This is a genomic window from Azospirillum lipoferum, assembly GCF_024170005.1.
GTDB classification, from domain to species: domain Bacteria; phylum Pseudomonadota; class Alphaproteobacteria; order Azospirillales; family Azospirillaceae; genus Azospirillum; species Azospirillum lipoferum.
The window spans coordinates 59,086-75,811 of record NZ_JALJXJ010000005.1; the positions used below are offsets into that span (position 1 = coordinate 59,086).

16 protein-coding genes and 2 pseudogenes are annotated in these 16,726 nt (G+C 65.9%); 10 read left to right on the plus strand and 8 right to left on the minus strand.

All coding sequences use genetic code 11. The features are described 5' to 3' along the window. Positions 1-74: 74 nt before the first annotated feature. Together J2848_RS12730 and J2848_RS12735 are read right to left on the minus strand one after the other, a co-directional pair. On the minus strand, positions 75-1,151 hold the full coding sequence (locus tag J2848_RS12730) for an alpha/beta fold hydrolase (RefSeq protein ID WP_149231382.1): 1,077 nt from the start codon (positions 1,149-1,151) through the stop codon (positions 75-77). Positions 1,152-1,336: 185 nt separating this feature from the next. Beyond that, the gene (locus J2848_RS12735; protein WP_149231383.1) at positions 1,337-2,935 is read right to left on the minus strand and encodes an ABC-F family ATP-binding cassette domain-containing protein; all 1,599 of its coding nucleotides are present in this window, start codon (positions 2,933-2,935) and stop codon (positions 1,337-1,339) included. On the opposite strand from J2848_RS12735, the gene J2848_RS12740 reads away from it, so the two are divergent. Next, positions 2,925-3,710 (plus strand): TetR/AcrR family transcriptional regulator, encoded by a 786-nt coding sequence (locus tag J2848_RS12740; RefSeq protein ID WP_211103106.1) that lies wholly within the window; start codon positions 2,925-2,927, stop codon positions 3,708-3,710. The two genes, J2848_RS12735 and J2848_RS12740, sit on opposite strands and share 11 nt — an antisense overlap. A 9-nt stretch (positions 3,711-3,719) precedes the next feature. Here the strand turns inward: J2848_RS12740 and J2848_RS12745 are convergent, their stop codons facing one another. Further along, positions 3,720-5,057 (minus strand): sensor histidine kinase, encoded by a 1,338-nt coding sequence (locus J2848_RS12745; protein WP_246193848.1) that lies wholly within the window; start codon positions 5,055-5,057, stop codon positions 3,720-3,722. Next, on the minus strand, positions 5,054-5,794 hold the full coding sequence (locus J2848_RS12750) for a response regulator (protein WP_149231385.1): 741 nt from the start codon (positions 5,792-5,794) through the stop codon (positions 5,054-5,056). The genes J2848_RS12745 and J2848_RS12750 overlap by 4 nt, the downstream gene beginning before the upstream one ends. Before the next feature lie 226 nt (positions 5,795-6,020). Here J2848_RS12750 and J2848_RS12755 point away from each other — a divergent pair, with 226 nt between their 5' ends. Continuing rightward, positions 6,021-6,791, plus strand: a complete 771-nt coding sequence (locus J2848_RS12755) for an alpha/beta fold hydrolase (RefSeq protein WP_149231386.1) — start codon at positions 6,021-6,023, stop codon at positions 6,789-6,791. Between the two features lie 51 nt (positions 6,792-6,842). Beyond that, on the plus strand, positions 6,843-8,627 hold the full coding sequence (locus J2848_RS12760; RefSeq protein WP_149231387.1) for a cytochrome c biogenesis protein DipZ: 1,785 nt from the start codon (positions 6,843-6,845) through the stop codon (positions 8,625-8,627). Between the two features lie 42 nt (positions 8,628-8,669). Here J2848_RS12760 and J2848_RS12765 read toward each other — a convergent pair whose 3' ends face one another. Beyond that, on the minus strand, positions 8,670-9,176 hold the full coding sequence (locus J2848_RS12765) for a MarR family winged helix-turn-helix transcriptional regulator (protein WP_149231388.1): 507 nt from the start codon (positions 9,174-9,176) through the stop codon (positions 8,670-8,672). 118 nt (positions 9,177-9,294) lie between these two features. On the opposite strand from J2848_RS12765, the gene J2848_RS12770 reads away from it, so the two are divergent. The 4 genes and pseudogenes from J2848_RS12770 to J2848_RS12775 form a co-directional block, all read left to right on the plus strand. Next, a complete protein-coding gene (locus tag J2848_RS12770; RefSeq protein WP_170307030.1) occupies positions 9,295-9,483 on the plus strand; it encodes a hypothetical protein in 189 nt (62 codons plus the stop codon). A 10-nt stretch (positions 9,484-9,493) separates the two neighbouring features. After that, entirely contained in the window at positions 9,494-9,622 is a 129-nt protein-coding gene (locus J2848_RS35905; RefSeq protein ID WP_281288568.1) for a thioredoxin domain-containing protein, read from the plus strand. A 69-nt stretch (positions 9,623-9,691) separates the two neighbouring features. Beyond that, positions 9,692-9,982: a transposase gene (locus J2848_RS36115; protein WP_149231389.1), complete on the plus strand. Its 291-nt coding sequence runs from the start codon at positions 9,692-9,694 to the stop codon at positions 9,980-9,982. Positions 9,983-10,369: 387 nt separating this feature from the next. Further along, positions 10,370-10,633, plus strand: a pseudogene (locus J2848_RS12775) (transposase); the annotation flags it as partial. Between the two features lie 68 nt (positions 10,634-10,701). On the opposite strand, the gene J2848_RS12780 reads toward J2848_RS12775, so the two are convergent. Together J2848_RS12780 and J2848_RS12785 are read right to left on the minus strand one after the other, a co-directional pair. Continuing rightward, positions 10,702-11,253 (minus strand): flavin reductase family protein, encoded by a 552-nt coding sequence (locus tag J2848_RS12780; protein WP_149231390.1) that lies wholly within the window; start codon positions 11,251-11,253, stop codon positions 10,702-10,704. Between the two features lie 189 nt (positions 11,254-11,442). Further along, entirely contained in the window at positions 11,443-12,204 is a 762-nt protein-coding gene (locus tag J2848_RS12785) for an SDR family NAD(P)-dependent oxidoreductase (RefSeq protein ID WP_149231391.1), read from the minus strand. A gap of 154 nt (positions 12,205-12,358) precedes the next feature. Between J2848_RS12785 and J2848_RS12790 the strand changes: the two genes are divergently transcribed. Both J2848_RS12790 and J2848_RS36120 read left to right on the plus strand, forming a co-directional pair. After that, positions 12,359-13,264, plus strand: coding sequence for a LysR family transcriptional regulator (locus tag J2848_RS12790; protein ID WP_149231392.1), 906 nt, complete (start codon positions 12,359-12,361; stop codon positions 13,262-13,264). A 316-nt stretch (positions 13,265-13,580) separates the two neighbouring features. Further along, complete coding sequence (locus J2848_RS36120; RefSeq protein WP_366520483.1) at positions 13,581-14,702, plus strand: carboxymuconolactone decarboxylase family protein; 1,122 nt, start codon at positions 13,581-13,583, stop codon at positions 14,700-14,702. 87 nt (positions 14,703-14,789) lie between these two features. Here J2848_RS36120 and J2848_RS36125 read toward each other — a convergent pair. Beyond that, positions 14,790-15,755 (minus strand): annotated as a pseudogene (locus J2848_RS36125) (pirin family protein); the annotation flags it as partial. A gap of 14 nt (positions 15,756-15,769) precedes the next feature. Here J2848_RS36125 and J2848_RS12805 point away from each other — a divergent pair. Next, complete coding sequence (locus tag J2848_RS12805; RefSeq protein WP_149231393.1) at positions 15,770-16,669, plus strand: LysR family transcriptional regulator; 900 nt, start codon at positions 15,770-15,772, stop codon at positions 16,667-16,669. Positions 16,670-16,726 lie beyond the last annotated feature (57 nt).

A 16,726-nucleotide genomic window follows, 5' to 3' on the forward strand; every position in this document is an offset into this window, starting at 1 on the left:
GTGACGGGCGCGCCGCCACCGATCACGTGACAAGGCCTTCGTAGTCTGTCCACGCAAAAGCGCTCAGGTCCCGGTCAGTCTTTGCCAACGTCCAATACGGCCTGCGCGAAGGCTTTCGGCGCCTCCTGCGGCAGATTGTGACCGATGCCGCTGGTGATCAGCCGATGCTCGTAGCGGCCGGTGAACTTCGCACGGTACATGTCCGGTTCCGGGTGTGGAGCGCCGTTGGCGTCGCCTTCCATGGTGATGGTGGGAACCTTGATGGTCGGGAAGGCCGCCAGCGCCCGTTCGAGCGCGTCATATTGCGCCTCCCCCTCCGCAAGGCCGAGCCGCCAGCGGTAGTTGTGGATGCTGATGTCGACATGGTCCGGATTGTCGAGGGAGATCGCGGAGCGTTCGAACGTGGCGTCGTCGAAGGCCCAGTTCGGGGAGGCGAGCTGCCAGATGAGCTTCGCGAAGCCGTGCGTATACTTTGCGTAGCCGGCCCGGCCGCGTTCGGTGGCGAAGTAATACTGATACCACCACTGAAGCTCCGCCTTGGGAGGCAGCGGTGCCCGGTTGAGCTGCTGGCTGCCGATCAGATAGCCGCTGACCGACACCATGGCCTTGCAGCGCTCCGGCCAGAGTGCGGCCATGATGTTCGCCGTCCTGGCGCCCCAGTCGTAGCCGGCGAGAATCGCGGTCTGGATCTTCAGTGCATCCATCAGGGCGATCATGTCGGCGGCGATAGCCGCCTGCTGGCCGTTGCGCGGCGTCGTGGCGGACAGGAAGCGCGTCGTGCCGTAGCCGCGCAGATGAGGAACGATGACGCGGTAACCGGCCCCCGCCAGGATTGGGGCCACTTCCACATAGCTGTGGATGTCGTAGGGCCAGCCATGCAGGAGGAGGATCACCGGCCCGTTGGCAGGTCCATCCTCGGCGTAGCCGATGTTGAGCGGCCCGGCATCGATCTGCTTCAGCGATTTGAAGCCGGTGGGCGAGGGGGAGCCCGCCGCCGGCCGGGCCGCAGAGGGTTCCGCCGCCTGCGCCCGTCCCGTTCCCAGCCCGAGGCCGGCCGCCGCTGCTGCGAGGGTCGCCATGCCGATGAAGCGTCGCCGCCCGTGGTCGACCAGAGCCGTGCCGGCGGTATCCGTTTCCAGTTTCCGTGTCATCTATCTCTCCCGAGATGCGTTCGTCCGTGGCCGCAACATGAGATGCCGATGTATCCCCCGCATGTCCGGCCATCGGACATGGTGAAAGCGTCTGTACCTGCCGGCCCAACCGATACAGTGGGATACAAAGTCCTGATCTAGGTAGCCGTCCCGATCCTGTCCCAGATCGGCGATACCGGCGGAGGCTATGGGTTCCCGCCGCCCTGTGGATCGAGGCTCAGCCGCCGTTCGATGCCGATGTTGGCCATGAAGGTCTCGTCATGGCTGACCAGCAGGATGGCGCCGTCATAGGATCTCAGTCCCGCCTCCATGGCTTCGACCGAGTCGATATCCAGGTGGTTGGTCGGCTCGTCGAGGATCAGCAGCGCCGGCGGCCGCGGCCCGCCCAGTACACAGGCGAGGCCGGCACGCAGCGTCTGTCCGCCGCTCAGCGTTCCCACTTGCTGCAGGGCTGCGTCCGCCCGGAACAGGAAGCGGGCGAGGGCTGCCCGGCAGGTATTGTCGGTGGCACCGGGATTGAGGCGTTTGAAGTTGTCGAGGATCGACATAGCGGGATCGAGGGTGCCGACGCGCTGGTCGAGTATCGCGAAGTCGACGGCGACCGACACGGTGCCCAGGATCGGGGCGATTCCTCCGGCGATCAGCGTCACCAGCGTCGTCTTGCCCGAACCGTTCGGCCCGACGATGGCGACCCGTTCCGGCCCCTCCATGGTGAAGGAGAGATCGCGGATGATCGGATGCTCCGGGTCATGGCCGGCGGTGACGTCATCCAGCCGCAGGACGGTCCTGTTGGCCGGTAGCCCGGTGGATGGCAGGGCCACCGAGAGGTCCTGCATGATCTCGATACGGGACCGTGCCGATGCGACCGCTGCCTGGGTCTCCGCCCGCCGACGGTCGGCCAGTCTGGTGCCAGCACCCCGGCTTGCCTCGGCATTGCTCTTGCGCGCACCCAGCAGGATGCGGGGCATGTCGCCTTTGGCCGCCCTCCTTGAGCCAGCCGCATCGTGCCGGTCCTGCCGTTCCGCCGCGCGTTGCGCCTTGCGCCGGACCTCGGCCGCCTGCTTTTCCGCGTGGGCCAAATCCTGCTGCGCCGCTTCCAGTTCCGTCGCCTTGCGTTCGCGATAGTACGTCCAGTTGCCGCCATAGCGCGCGGCACCCAGCGAGGTCAGTTCGACGATGGCGTCCATCCGGTCGAGAAGCTCGCGGTCGTGGCTGACCACGATGGCCCCGGCCCGCCAGCCGGCGAGAAGGGCGATCACCGCTTCGCGGCCCGAGCGGTCGAGGTTGTTGGTCGGCTCGTCGAGCAGCAGGAAATCCGGTGCGGCGAAGACCGCCGCGCCAAGGCTGGCGCGCGTCCGCTGGCCGCCCGAAAGCTCGGCCAGCCGGGTATCGGGACCGGCATCGAGCCCGACGCGGATCAAAGCGGCGGTAATGCGCTCCGCCAGGGTCCAATCGGCCTCCGCCAGTTCCTCCACGCTTGCCGCCCCGGCCTCGGCGCGGCGCAGGAGGGCGAGCGCTCCGGTCACGCCGAACAGGTCGGCCACCGTTTCCCGTTCGCCGGGCCGGACCGTCTGTTTCAGCAGGCCGAGCGTGCCGGTGACCCGGACGCTGCCGGCGAGCGGCTGAAGTTCTCCGGCGATGAGTTTCAGGAGGGTCGATTTGCCGACGCCGTTGCGCCCGACGAGGCCGGTGCGCTCTTGCCCGAAATTCAGGTCGACACCGGTCAGGACGCTGTGGCCATCGGGCGTCGCCCAACCGATCCGGGAAAGGGAGATGGAGGCCATGCGTCGCCCCTCGTTGGAGTCAGAATATCAGCACGCAATCGTGCTGATATCAGACGGCGATGGAAAACGCAACGGAGCTGTGCTGTTTTGTCGGCGGATGGAGAGCGGAAGGGACGTGATCATGGACGCCGGCGGGCGCAAGCCAGGGGGAAGGCCGACCAGGGAGCAGGCCGCGGCCATCGATGCGCGCATCCTGGATGGCGCCAGGGCCGTCTTCTGCCGCAAGGGCGTCTTCAATAGCGGTTTGGAAGAGATAGCGGCCGAACTCGGCGTGTCCAAGCACACGCTTTACCGCCGTTACCCCAACAAAGCCGCCCTTCTCGAAGCCGTGGTCGGACGCGATGTCGGGCGGTTCCGCGAAGCTCTGCTGTCCGCCGCCGGCGAGGGTGGGGCGGGAGCGCTCGGTGCGCTGCGCCGCGCCGCGTTTCGCTATGTCGAGATCGGGTCGTCGCGCGACTATGCCGCCTTCTATCTGTCCGTCAGCGCCGAGGCTGCGGTTTCGCCGGCTCTGCGGGAGCGGCTGGCATCCTGGTCGCAAGATGCGCTGGAACCTCTGGTCGGGTTCGTCGCCGTCGCCCAAGGCGCGGGCGAATTGCGGCCGGGCGATCCGGCTTCGGTCTGCGGGATCCTGATCGACCTGCTGGAGGGCGTCAACAACCGGATCCGGCTTGGTGACGATGGACTTGGCGACGATGGAATGGCGGGCAGGCCGTCCCTCTTGCAGCTGTTCGAGGAGCGCTGGGCGGTCTTCACCACTGCCTTCGGAAACAGCTGACTCCCCCTGTCAGCCGAGCGTCACCTCCGCACAGAGGCCGCCAGTACGCCGATTCCGCAGGGTGAGCGACCCGCCGATCGCCAGCGCCAGTTGATAGGCGATGGCCAGCCCCAGGCCGGTTCCTCCGGAATCGCGGTTGCGGGACTGTTCCAGCCGGTAGAAGGGCTGGAGGACGGCGGTGAGCTGATGCTCCGGAATGCCGGGGCCGGTGTCGCGAACCGCGATACCGATGCGGCCTGCACCATCCCGGGTCACCGTGATCTCGGCCTCTCCGGCGAATTTCAGGGCATTGTCGATCAGGTTGGTCAGGATGCGGCGCAGTGCGTGCGGCCGGGTGGTCAGGACCGCACCGGAGAGCCCGTGGACGGTCACCGGCTTGCCCATGTCCTGATAGTCGAAGGCGAGGCTTTCGACGAAGGACCCGACATCGATGCGGGCCGGAGTTTCGACATCGCCATGAGCGCTGCGCGCATAGGCCACCCCTTCGCGCACCAGCCGTTCGATCTGCGACAGATCCCGCAGCAGCCGCTCCTTCTCCGGGCTGTCCTCCGCCATCTCGACCCGCAGCGCCATGCGGGTGATTGGCGTTTGCAGGTCGTGGGAGATGGCGGCGAGGATCCGCACGCGCTCCTCAAGATAATGGGCGATCCTGTCCCGCATGGCGTTGAAGGCGGTCGCGGCATAGGCGACCTCGCTCGGCCCGTCCTCCGCCAGCCGTGCCGACGTGCCGCCGGGATCGAGCGTCTCGGCAGCCTTGGCGAAGCGCGCCAGCGGGCGGATCGCCTGCCGCACGGCAAGCCAGGTGCAGAGGACCAGCAGCACGAGCTGGCCAGCCAGCAGTAGGGGGAGCCAGGTGGCGAGCGGCATGAGCGCCGGTGTCACGTCGATCGTCACCGGCGAGCCGTCGCGAAGCGTGACATGGGCCTGGAGATGCGGGCGGTCACCCGGAATGGTCTCGACCACCACCGGGAAGCCGGGGCCGGCACCACCGTTGATGGCGCGGGCGATCTCCGTACTGCGGCTGCCCAAGTCCGGTACACCCGGCAGGCCGGGACCGAGCTCATAACGGTAGGTGCGCCGCTCCAATACCGCCAGCCAGCGGCCGCGCTCGTCCGGCGGCAGGCGGTCGAGCAGGGCAACGGAGGTCGCCACATCCTGCTCCAGCGTGCTGAGCATCATCGCCTTGGCGGCACTGGTGCGCTCCAGGAACAGTGCGCCGAAGGATAGTCCGTGCGCCAGGGCAAGCCCGGTCAGGAGGATGAGGAACAGCCGCCAGCGCAAGGTGTGTGGCGGATGCATGAAGCGGCTGAACCGGAGGATTGCGCCCTCCATGGCCGTGTCCCTCATGACCTTGCCCTCGTGATCTCCACCGGCATCGCCAGCACATAGCCTTCGTTGCGGACCGTCTTGATGTGGCTGGGCTCGCGCGCGTCGTCGCGCAGCCGTTGCCGGAGCCGGCTGACCAGCAGGTCGATCGACCGCTCGAACAGTTCCGCCTCGCGCCCCTGGGTCAGGTTGAGGAGCTGGTCGCGCGACAGGACCCGTTGCGGATGGTCGAGGAAGACGCGCAGCAGCCGGTATTCGGCACCGCTCAGTGCGACGGCGGTGCCGTCCTGGTCGAGCAGATGGCGGGCGACGGTATCAAGCCTCCATTTCCCGAAGCTCAGGAGTTGTCCGGCCTCGCTGATCTGGAGGTTGGGCGGCAGCATGCGCGCCCGGCGCAGGATCGCCTTGATACGGGCCAGTAGCTCGCGCGCCGCGAACGGCTTCGCCAGATAATCGTCGGCCCCCATCTCCAGGCCGAGGATGCGGTCCATCTCGTCGTTGCGCGCGGTCAGCATCAGGACCGGTGTCGTGGCATACCGGCCGGCGCGAAGCTCCCGGCACAGCACCAGCCCGTCGTCACCCGGCATCATGATGTCGAGCACGATAAGATCCACCCGGTCGCGCTCCAGGAACGACCGCATCTGCCGGCCGTCGGCGGCGAGGGTCACGCGCAGGCCGTTCCTCTTCAGATAGCCCGACACCAGTTCCCTGATGTCCCGGTCGTCGTCGACGATCAGGACATGGTCGATGTGATCCATTCGGTCGAACCCCGCTGCTGTTCGGCGGTCCTATGACGGGCGGAGCGCTGCCTGCGTCCGGCGGTTTGTGTCGGTCTGTATCCGCCTGGTCGGCCGATACATGCCGGTACAAAAATCCCCCTGCCGCAAGCCGGCATCCACATCGTTCCGTCTGGACAGCCTGCCTTCCATCAATATAGTTATCAAAATAATAGTTATGACGCAAACAACATGAGGGGATGCCTCCATGCTTCCGTGCAGATTTCCGGCTGCCCTGTTCGGTCTGGCCCTGTCGCTGGCCGCTCCCTGGTCGCCGGCCGCCGCCGCCCCAGTGAAGTCCGTGGTCATCGTGCATGGCGCCTTCGCCGATGGCTCGGGCTGGCGCAAAGTGTCCGACATCCTGAGCGCCAAGGGCTATGCCGTGTCGATCGTCCAGCAGCCGCTGACCTCGCTCGGCGACGATGTCGCGGCCACCCGCCGCGTTCTCTCCCTTCAGACCGGCCCGGCCGTCCTGGTCGGCCACAGCTATGGCGGGATGGTGATCAGCGAGGCCGGGAACGACAGCCATGTCGCGGCGCTGGTCTATGTCGCCGCCTTCGAGCCCGACAAGGGCGAGAGCCTCGCCGAACTGGCCGGAAGGAGGCCGGTGACCGGTGCCGCGCCGGATGCCGTCAAGGCCACCGCCGACGGCTACCTCTATCTCGACCCGCCGGCCTTCGCTGGTGCCTTCGCCGCCGACCTTCCGCCGGCCGACGCGGCCTTCCTCGCCCACTCCCAGGTGTTCGCGGCCAAGGGCGCCTTCACGACGCCGGCCGGCGACCCGGCATGGAAGTCGAAGCCGAGTTGGGCGCTGGTGGCGACCGCCGACCGCTCGATCAACCCCGAGCTGGAACTGGAGATGGCCCGCCGGGCCGGCAGCCATGTCCGGTCGGTCGAGGCCAGCCATGCCGTCTACGCCGCCAAGCCCGAGGCCGTCGCCGCCCTGATCGTCGAGGCGGCCGAGGCGGTCTCCCACTGATTTGCCGGGCCGGGCATCAACCCGCGCCCGGCCTGTCGAAAGGGTTCAGCCATGATCCTCTTTCTCGTCTCCTTCCTGGCGGGCGCCCTGACCATCGTCAGCCCCTGCATCCTGCCGGTCGTGCCCTTCGTCTTCTCCCGGGCGGGGCAGCCGCTGTTCCGCGGCATCCTGCCGATGCTGTTCGGCATGGTGGCCAGCTTCGCCGGGGTCGCCACGCTGTCCGCCGTCGGCGGAGGCTGGGCGGTGGAAGCGAACGGAGCAGGACGGGCCGCCGCCATCGCGCTGATGGCCGTGTTCGGATGGACGCTCCTGTCGCCGCGTGCCGCGGCGATGCTCAGCCGTCCGCTGGTGGCCGTCGGCAACCGGCTGTCCGGTCGCCCGGCCGGCGTTGCCGGATCGCTTCTGCTGGGTGTCGCCACCGGCCTGCTCTGGGCGCCGTGCGCCGGGCCGATCCTCGGGCTGGTCCTCACCGGTGCGGCGCTTCACGGCGCCAGCCTGCAAACCACGCTGTTGCTGGCGGCCTATGCGGCGGGTGCCGCGACATCCCTGGCGCTGACCCTTCTGGCCGGCGGCCGGCTACTGGCGGCGATGAAGCGGTCGCTCGGCATCGGGGAGCGTCTCCGCCAGGGGCTCGGCATCGCCGTCCTCGCCGGTGTCGGCGTCATTGCCCTGGGGCTCGACACCGGGTTGCTGGCCCGTCTGTCCTATGCCGGAACGTCCAGCGTCGAACAGTCGCTGATCGATCGGTTCGCCCCTGCCGTTCCCTCTGCCACTGCCGCAACGTCGGGTGCGCCGGAGACGTCCGCGACGGGTCTGGTGCTCGCCGATGCCCGGCGGGTCTACCGCAGCAGCCTGCCGGTCGAGGGCGTTCTCCCCTCCCTGGATGGTGCGACGGACTGGCTGAACTCAAAGCCGCTCACCACGGACGAGCTGCGTGGAAAGGTCGTCCTGATCGATTTCTGGACCTACTCCTGCATCAACTGTATCCGCACGCTGCCGTACCTGCGGGCATGGGCGGAGAAGTACCGGGACCAGGGGCTGGTGGTGGTCGGTGTCCATGCCCCGGAATTCGCCTTCGAAAAGCGGATCGGGAACGTGCAGAAGGCGTTGCGGGATTTCGCCATCACCTACCCGGTGGCGGTCGACAACGACTTCCGCATCTGGCGGGCGTTCGGCAACAGCTACTGGCCGGCCTTCTATATCGCCGACGCCACGGGGCGGATCCGTCATCATCAGTTCGGCGAGGGCGGGTATGAGCAGACCGAACGGGTCATCCAGGATTTGCTGGCGGAGGCCGCCGGGGGACGGGCCGCCGGGGGACGGGCTGGTGATGGCGGGCTGGTCAGCCCGGCGGGGCAGGGGGCGCAGGCGCCCGCCGACCTCGATGAAGTCCGCTCCGGCGAAACCTATGTCGGCTACCGGCAGGCTGCGAACTTCGCGTCGCCGGAACGGGACGGCATCGACCGGCCGCAGGATTACACGGTCGGTGCGCTGCGGCTGAACCACTGGGGGCTTTCAGGCAACTGGACGGTCGGGCCCGAGCAGGCGCGGCTGAACTGGGCGGGCGGGACGATCGTCTACCGATTCCGGGCGCGCGACCTGCACCTCATCCTCGGTCCGGCCCGGGACGGCCGGCCGGTCCGCTTCCAGGTCACGATCGACGGCATGGCCCCAGGGCCGGATCACGGAACGGACACGGATGCCGAGGGCTATGGCACCGTTTCGGAAACCAGGCTCTACCAGCTGGTGCGGCAGGCGGGCGCGGTGCGGGAGCGGACGTTCGAGGTGCGTTTCCTCGATCCCGGAGTCGACGCCTACGCCTTCACCTTCGGCTGAGGAGAAGCCGGCATGGCCCCGGACCTCCGCATCCGATCTCCTTCACTTGCTGGCCTCCCGGAGGTTGTCGCGCAGCCGGGCGACCGCTCTCTGGAGCGCGCGGAACTCGTCGGGCGGAAGTCCGGAAGCCTTCACCGTCAACTCACCGAAGCCCAGGCCCTTCTCGCGAAGCCGGCGGCCTGCCTCGGTCAGGGAGACGCGGACGCTGCGTTCGTCCTCGTCGTCGCGGGTTCGGGTGAGATAGCCCATGGCCTCCAGCCGCTGCAGCATCGGCGTCATGGTGCTGGGCTCCAGGAACAGCTTTTCGCTGAGGCTCTTGACGGTCTGCCGATCCTCCTCCCACAGGGCGATGATGGTGATGTACTGGGGATAGGTGACGCCGAGCTGCTCCAGCACCGGCTTGTAGACCCGTGAATAGGCGAGGTTGGCCGAATAGATCGTGAAGCACATGAAATCCGCCAGCCTGGCGGTTTGCGACCTCCCGGCCGGTGCAGCGGCCGGCGTGTCGGAGGTGGCGGCGGCTGGTGTGCTGGCGGTCTTGCGGCTCATGTCGTTCCCGGACGTTCGGTTGTCCTGATCACCATCGCCGCACCCACCGGACTTGGTGGGACGCCGATGTGATTATGATCATAATCATTATCATGGATTCACTGTAGGAGACAGCACCATGCGTGTCCTTCTTGCGGTGGCGGCCATCGGGCTCGCTGCCGCCCCCTGCGCCTGGGACGACGACCCCCGAGAGGCGCCCTCCATCCTGGCGCTGCTCTGGCGACCGCAGCCCCTTCCTTCCTCTGTCGCACCCTTTCCGCACCGGCCTGCCGAAGCGTCAACGGCGGTGACCACCCCCCAACCGTGAGGACAAAGAAATGAAGCTGTTCGAAGACCGGATCTCGTCGGCTGTCGCCTGTGTGCGGATCGCGCTGGCCTTGAAGGGGCTGGAGGTTGAAAGCGTCCCGACCTCCATCTTCGGTGAGCCGAGGATATGGATGAGCTAGGTAGTGTCTGACGGATCGGCGAGCGGAACCTGTTGGAGACGGTAGTCCCCTCCGGCCGGAGTGACCGCGATGCGCCGTCATGAGCTGTCCGACGCCCAGTGGGCGCTGGTATCCGAGTTGATGACGTCTGATGGCGGCCCCGGCGGGCGATGGCGCAATCACCGCGACGTGGTCAACGGGCTGTTCTGGAAATTGAACACCGGCGTGCCATGGCGCGACATCCCGACGTGCTATGGGCCATGGCAGACAGCCTGTTGGCTGACGAACCGACGCAATAGACCGCGAACTGATACTCTCCGGCAATGGCAGAACCTCAAGCCCTCACCTTCATGTCAGCGGACAGGAGCGTCAAGATATTGACGTTCATTTTACTTTTCACTAGCGAAGGCTCATTTCCATATGGAGCTTTGCCTGCCGCCGAGACAATTAGGGGATTTTCCCCTCGCATCTTTGCCCGAATGCGACGCGAGGCATCGGCCTTTCATGGTGCGGCCGGCCGGCTGGGCGATCCAAGGGCCGTCCGGCTATGTGTGGACAACGTTTTCGAAGGAAAGGGGTGAATCGGCATGGAATAAGGGCTCTGTCGCAGATTTGATGGTACTGGATCGTTGTCCGTTCTGGCTTCGTCAGCAGGATCAGCATCATGGCTCAGTCGCTTCGCTATACGGGATGCGTACCACCCGGCTTCGTGATCGTCGAGACAACGGACAGCGGCCCTGCAGTTCAGATCACGGTGCGCTCCGCTAAATCGTTGCGGCGTTCCAGTCGATGATCCGGAAGAAAAGTGCCGAGGAACTTGAGCCCTGGCTGCAGCGGGCCAAGGCAAGTTTGGTGGCATCCTTCGCCAATGGGATGGCCAAGGACCGGAACGCCGTCATCGCGGCAATCACTCTGCCGTGGTCCAACGGCCAGACCGAGGGGCAGATCATCAAGCTCAAGCTGGTGAAGCGGCAGATGTATGGCCGCGGCAAACTCGACATCCTTCAGGCGCGCGTCATCGGCCCTGGATGAGGTCCGCACCATCAAATCTGCGACAGAGCCCTTATTGGAACTGGCGCTAAACCACCGGGGTTTGGGATTTAGTCTTGCAGGTGCCGCCACTTCACCATGCGGTCGCGCAGGTCGACGGTTTTGCCGCCGATCACGAAGCTTCCGTCCCCCCGGTGGTGCAGCGTCCGCCGCTCCAGGCGTTCGGGATCGGTTGAGATGGCGACCACCTCGAGAATGAACAGGTTGTGGGTCTCGACCAGCCGGATGTCGGAGACGCGGCATTCGAGATTGGCGAGGCACTCGCCGATCAGCGGGGGCGACACAGTGCGCGCCGGCAGTGGCGTCAGCCCGAAGGCCTGGAACTTGTCGACGGTAGCACCGGAGCAGTTGCCGATGTCGACAACGGTGCGGGCGAGATCGACGGTTGGAATGGCGATGACGCATTCGCCGCTGTTGCGCAGCGCACTGTAGCTGTGGTCCCAAGGACCGATGACGCAGCCGACAAGCGGTGGATCGTGCTGCACCATCATGTGGAAACCCATGGTCATGATGTTCGGCTTGCCACCGTCGATGGTGGTGACCAGGACAATCGGGCCGGGCTCGAGAAATCGGTTGGCCCTGTCGAGCGGTATGGACTGCATGCGCAAACTCCCGAAAAGAGTTGTTTCGCCGGCGGACGTGAGGTGATGCGGATGACGGACCTGAGGCCCGCCATCCGAGGCCACGGCGCCTCGCGTTCTCCAGGAGCGGTGACGAAGAACGCCACCGTCATCGGCACGTGTGTGTCCAATCGTCTCCGTTCAAAAGCGGAACCGGGTTGAGGTCGGTCGTCAGCCCACCGGCACGCTCATGCCACCGTCGGCCATCACGACCGACCCGACGATGAAGCTCGCGCGGTCCGAGGCGAGGAAGGCGACGATTTCGGCAATTTCCAGCGGATCGGCGGCACGGCCAATCGGGGCTTTTCTGCCATGCTCCGCGAGGAAGCCGCGGCCATCCTCCATGAAGTGGTTCAGCAGGTTGGTGACGACATCGCCGACCCCGATGGCGTTCACGCGGATGCCATGCTCGATGGCTTCCAGCGCCTGCGTCCGGGTCAGCTGTGCCAGAGCGCCTTTGGAGGCCGTGTAGGCCGAAATGCCGGGAAACGCGAAGTAGGAGGCGTAGGAGGCGATGTTGATGATGGCGCCCGCCTTGTTTGGCATCATGGCCTTCATCGCCTCGCGCGAGTGCAGAAAGGCACCGGTGAGGTTGGTTTCCATCTGCCAGTTCCAATCCTCGCGCGTCATCTCGACCAGCGGCTTGTACAGAATGCGTCCGGCGTTGTTGACGAGCACGTCAAGCCGGCCGAAGGCTTCCGTGGCGATGCCGACCGCCCGCTCGGCACTGCCGTCCCGGGTAACGTCGGCGACGAACGGGACGAGGCCATCGCGGGCCATCTCCTGAACCGTCGGGTCGATGTCCTCGGCGACCACCTTGGCGCCGCGGGTGTGCAGGAGTTCGGCGATGGCCCGCCCGATGCCGCTCGCGGCTCCCGTCACGATGACGACCTTGCCTTCAACTTCGTTTACGGTCGGATCAATGTTGGTCATGATCGGAACTCTCTTGCGGTTGGAATGCGCCGGCGATCGGGCCGGCGTTGTCCGAAAAGCTAGCGGGACCAAGCTGGTGGGTTAATCGACCGAATGCCGAAAAGGGTGTTTAGGTTTGGCAATAGAATCAGCGGCATCCAGGGGAAATTCTTGAATGCGGGCCAGCGGGAACACAGACCTTCGCGCCTTCGTCGCAGTGGCCGAGCAGGGCAGTTTTTCCAAGGCGGCAGAGCAACTGAACCTGTCGCCGTCCTCGCTCAGCCAGATCATCCGCAACTTCGAGGAGCGGTTGGGCGTGCGCCTGCTGCACCGGACGACGCGCAGCGTTTCCCTGACAGACGCGGGCGAACGGCTTCTGCTGCGCGTCCGCCCAGCGCTGGCGGAACTGGACGCGGCGCTGGACGACGTTGGGCAACTGCGCGCGCGGCCGGCTGGGGTGGTGCGCGTGCGCTGCCTGCGCGCGGCCTTCAGCGCTTATGTCGGGCCGAATCTTGCGACTTTCCGTGAAGCCTACCCGGATGTCACCCTTGACGTGCTGGTGGACGACGCGGTGGTCGACTTGGTGGCGTCCGGCTTCGACGTTGGCTTCACGCTTGGGGAGGTGATCGAGAAGGACATGGTAGCCCTGCGGCTGGGCACCGACGTCCGGCAGATCGCTGTTGCTTCCCCCGCCTACATTGCCCGTCACGGCCGGCCGGAGACGCCGAAAGATTTGCTGTCGCACGCATGCATCCGCTGGCGCTGGCCGGGGCGAACCACCCCCTACAACTGGGAATTCTTCGCCGACGGTGCCTGGTTCGAGGTGGACGTGAAGGGGCCCCTGGTGTTGAGTGAGCAGAGCATGACGATCGACGCCGCCGTGAACGGCATCGGCATCGCGTTCTGGATGGAGCATGTGCTGCGGCCCCTGATCGCAAAGGGCTTGCTCGTCCCGCTGTTGGAGGAGTGGTCGGCCCCGTTCCCCGGCTTCTATCTTTGCTACCCGCAGCAACGGCAAATGGCGCCGGCGCTGCGTGCCTTCATCGACTTTATCAAGGCCAAAGCCGTCGAGCCTAGATGAGGCCGACTGTAGAGAAGCCGGGGCAGCAATTCGGGCGAAGAGCGATTATTCGGCTGCGCTGAAAGCCCTATGCGGTTTCCGATCGATTGTCGGATCGGATTGGCGCGATCAGCTTTCTTTCCATCGCAGTGGATAATGCCCCGCTGGACGGGAAGGGAAAGCGAGAATGCCAATGACCGAACATGCGAGTTCCCACGAGACAGAATCCAGCCAGGACCCGGCGGAGCGTTTCAGGCGCGGCATGCTCCTTCTGCAACGCATCGGCGGCGTCGATTTCGATGGGCCGATCAACCGGCTGAGCAGGCTGTCGAAGGACATGGCCCGGTTCACGGTCGAATACCCGTACGGCGACGTTCTGTCCCGTCCCGGACTCGATCTGCGCCTGCGTCAAATCTGCACCATCAGTGCCCTGATGGCGCAGGCATCCCTGCAGCCGCAACTGAAATTTCATATGGAAGGCCTGCTGAATGTCGGAGGAACACCGGACGACCTCGTCGAGCTGCTGTTCCTTTCGACCGCCATGCTCGGCTTTCCCATTGCGATCGACTCCATCGGCATCGTGAGGGACATCTTCAAGGAACGAGGCCTTTCCTTCAGCCCGAGGAAAACGGACGACGATGATGGGACCGACCGGTACCGGCGGGGCCTCGGCACATTCCGTGACCTCATGGGAGCGGATCCTGCCACGTTCTCTGCCAGTGTCGCCCATATGTCCGCCGAACTCGCCCGTTGGGCACTGGAATTTGTCTTCGGTGACGTGATGGCGCGCGACGGGCTGGCAAAAGAAGATAAGCATCTGGCGATCATCAGCATGCTAGGTGCGACGGGCAACCGTTCGGAGTTGCTGCGGCTACATCTCCGAGCTGCGGTTACTAGCGGTGTTGCCCTCGCGTCCATTGCCGAAGCCATTATGCAGCTCAGCGTCTATGCCGGTTTCCCCGCGGCGCTTAACGGCTTCACTCTCTTGAGCGCGGTGCTTGAGGACCCGCTGGTCCAACATCCGACCATGACTGAACCCCATCGTGCTCCCGAGGTGGAAGATGCGGTGTCCGAGAGCCGGCAACTCCGCCGGAGTCGCGGCTTGGCGGCGCTGGCGGCAACGTCGAGCGCGTCCGGTGAGGCGGTGGTGCACAGCTTCGACGATGTCGCACCTGAAATCGGAAGCTTGATCGTCGAGTTTTGCTACGGAGACATCTTTCATAGGCCTGGCATCGACGCGAAAACACGGGAGCTGACTGCCTGTGCGGCCCTGGCAGCCCGTGGCGCCGCGACTGACGTCACGCCACTCCGCGTCCACATCCGGGCCGCGATCAAGGCCGGCGCTCGGAAGGAGGAGATTGTCGAAATCCTTCTGAACATGCTGCCCTACAGCGGCTATCCCGCCATTCGGCAAGCCATGATCCTTGCCGGTGAAGAGTTCGCCGCAATCGAGCAGTGAGACCACGAGACCGAACCGACCGTCCGGACGAAGTGCCGGTGCCGACGACCAACCGGTTTCGCCGGGGACGACGGGAAAGCGGCCCTCGCGCCAGTCGCACGCGGCCTGTTCGATGCGCTCGCGCCGGCTGGACACGAAATTCCAGTGGATGTGCCGCCGCCCGTCCAGCGGTTCGCCGCCCAGCAGCATCAGTCGGGCACGGCCGACGGCACGCAGCACGATCTCCGCCCCCGGCTGGAAGATGATCAGCTGGTCCTTGCGGAAGAGGCCGTCTTCAGACACCACCTCCACCGCGCCGTCGATGACATAAGCGGCGCGTTCGATGTGCTCGGCGTCAATGCGCAGCCGGGCACCGGCCTGTAGCACAACATCGGCGTTGAACAGGTCGGAGAAGGCGTTTGTCGGCGCGCGCCGGCCAAGCAGGGAGCCGGCGATCAGGCGCAGGTCGATGCCTTCGCCTTCAATGCGTGGCAGCGTGTCGGCCGCCACATGCTGGAAGCCTGGATCGGTCTCCTCATGCTGCGCCGGAAGGGCGATCCAACTCTGGAAACCGAACAGCCGGTGCCCGCTGCGGCGGGTGGCAGGGGCCGTGCGTTCGGAATGGACGATGCCGCGCCCGGCGGTCATCAGGTTCACCGCCCCCGGCTTGATGGTCTGGACGAAGCCTTCGCTGTCGCGGTGGACGATCTCACCCTCGATCAGATAGCTCAGGGTCGACAGGCCGATGTGCGGGTGGAGGCGGGTGTCCATGCCCTCGCCGGCGGTGAAGGTCACTGGGCCGAAGCTGTCCAGGAAGATGAAGGGGCCGACCGACCGGCGCATCGCCGACGGCAGGGAGCGGCGGACCTGGAACCCGTCGCCGATGTCGCGGACGGCAGGCAGCAGGATGTGGTCGATGCCGGCGGCGGGGCGGACGGTCATGACGGGAACTCCCGGTTTGGGAAGAGGCGGCGCCGAGTTGGTTGCCCTGAAGGAGCGGTCCGGCGTGGCTGGTGAGGGAAAGCTAACGTTGCTGGAGCTTCGGAAAAACCGGGATAATATGGACCAAAACATTCGAGAAATTGGAAATGTCAGATCCCGGCACCCCGACCTTCGACCAACTCCGCGTTTTCCTGACCGTGGTCGATACTGGCAGTTTTGCCGGGGCGGCGCGCAAGTTGGGGCGTGCGACCTCCGTCATCAGCTATTCCATTGCGAATCTGGAAATGCAGTTGGGTGTCTCGCTGTTCGACCGCGAGACCACCAAGCGGCCACAGCTGACCGACGCCGGCCGCGCCGTTTTGTCGGAGGCGCGGACCATCGCCAACGGCATGGGCAGCCTGCGCGCCAAGGTGAAGGGCCTGATCGGGGGGCTGGAATCAGAGGTGCATCTCGTGCTCGACGTCATGCTGCCGGCTTGGCGGGTGGTCGACGCGTTGAAGGCCTTCCGGGAGACCTACCCGACCGTGACGTTCCGTCTGCATGTCGAAGCGCTGGGTGCGGTGACCCAAATGGTGCTCAACCGTGCGGCGACGATCGGCATCAGCGGGCCGCTGGACATGGAGATCGACGGTATTGAGCGGATCGGCGTCGGTTTCGTCGAACTGGTGCCGGTCGCCGCCCCCTCCCATCCGCTGGCGCTGGCCGGGCGCAATCCGCCCGGCGCAGGGCGCGAGCATGTGCAGTTGGTGCTGACCGACCGCTCTACCTTGACGCAGGACTGGGAGTTCGCGGTCATCGGCACGCGCACATGGCGGCTGGCCGATTTGGGCTCCAAGCACATGCTGCTGCGCGAGGGGATCGGCTGGGGCAACATGCCCCTGCCGATGATCCAGGAGGATCTGGACACCGGACGGCTGGTACGGCTGGACATGCCCGACTGCAAGGGCGGTCCCTATCGGCTGCAGGCAGTCCACCGCACCGATAGCCCGCCGGGGCCGGCCGCATCCTTCCTGATTTCCCGCTTCGAAGGCCAGATGGCAGGATGAGGAACCGCCGTTGATTGTTCTTGATTGCGCAACGGATTTCTTCGACATGCTTTGTTT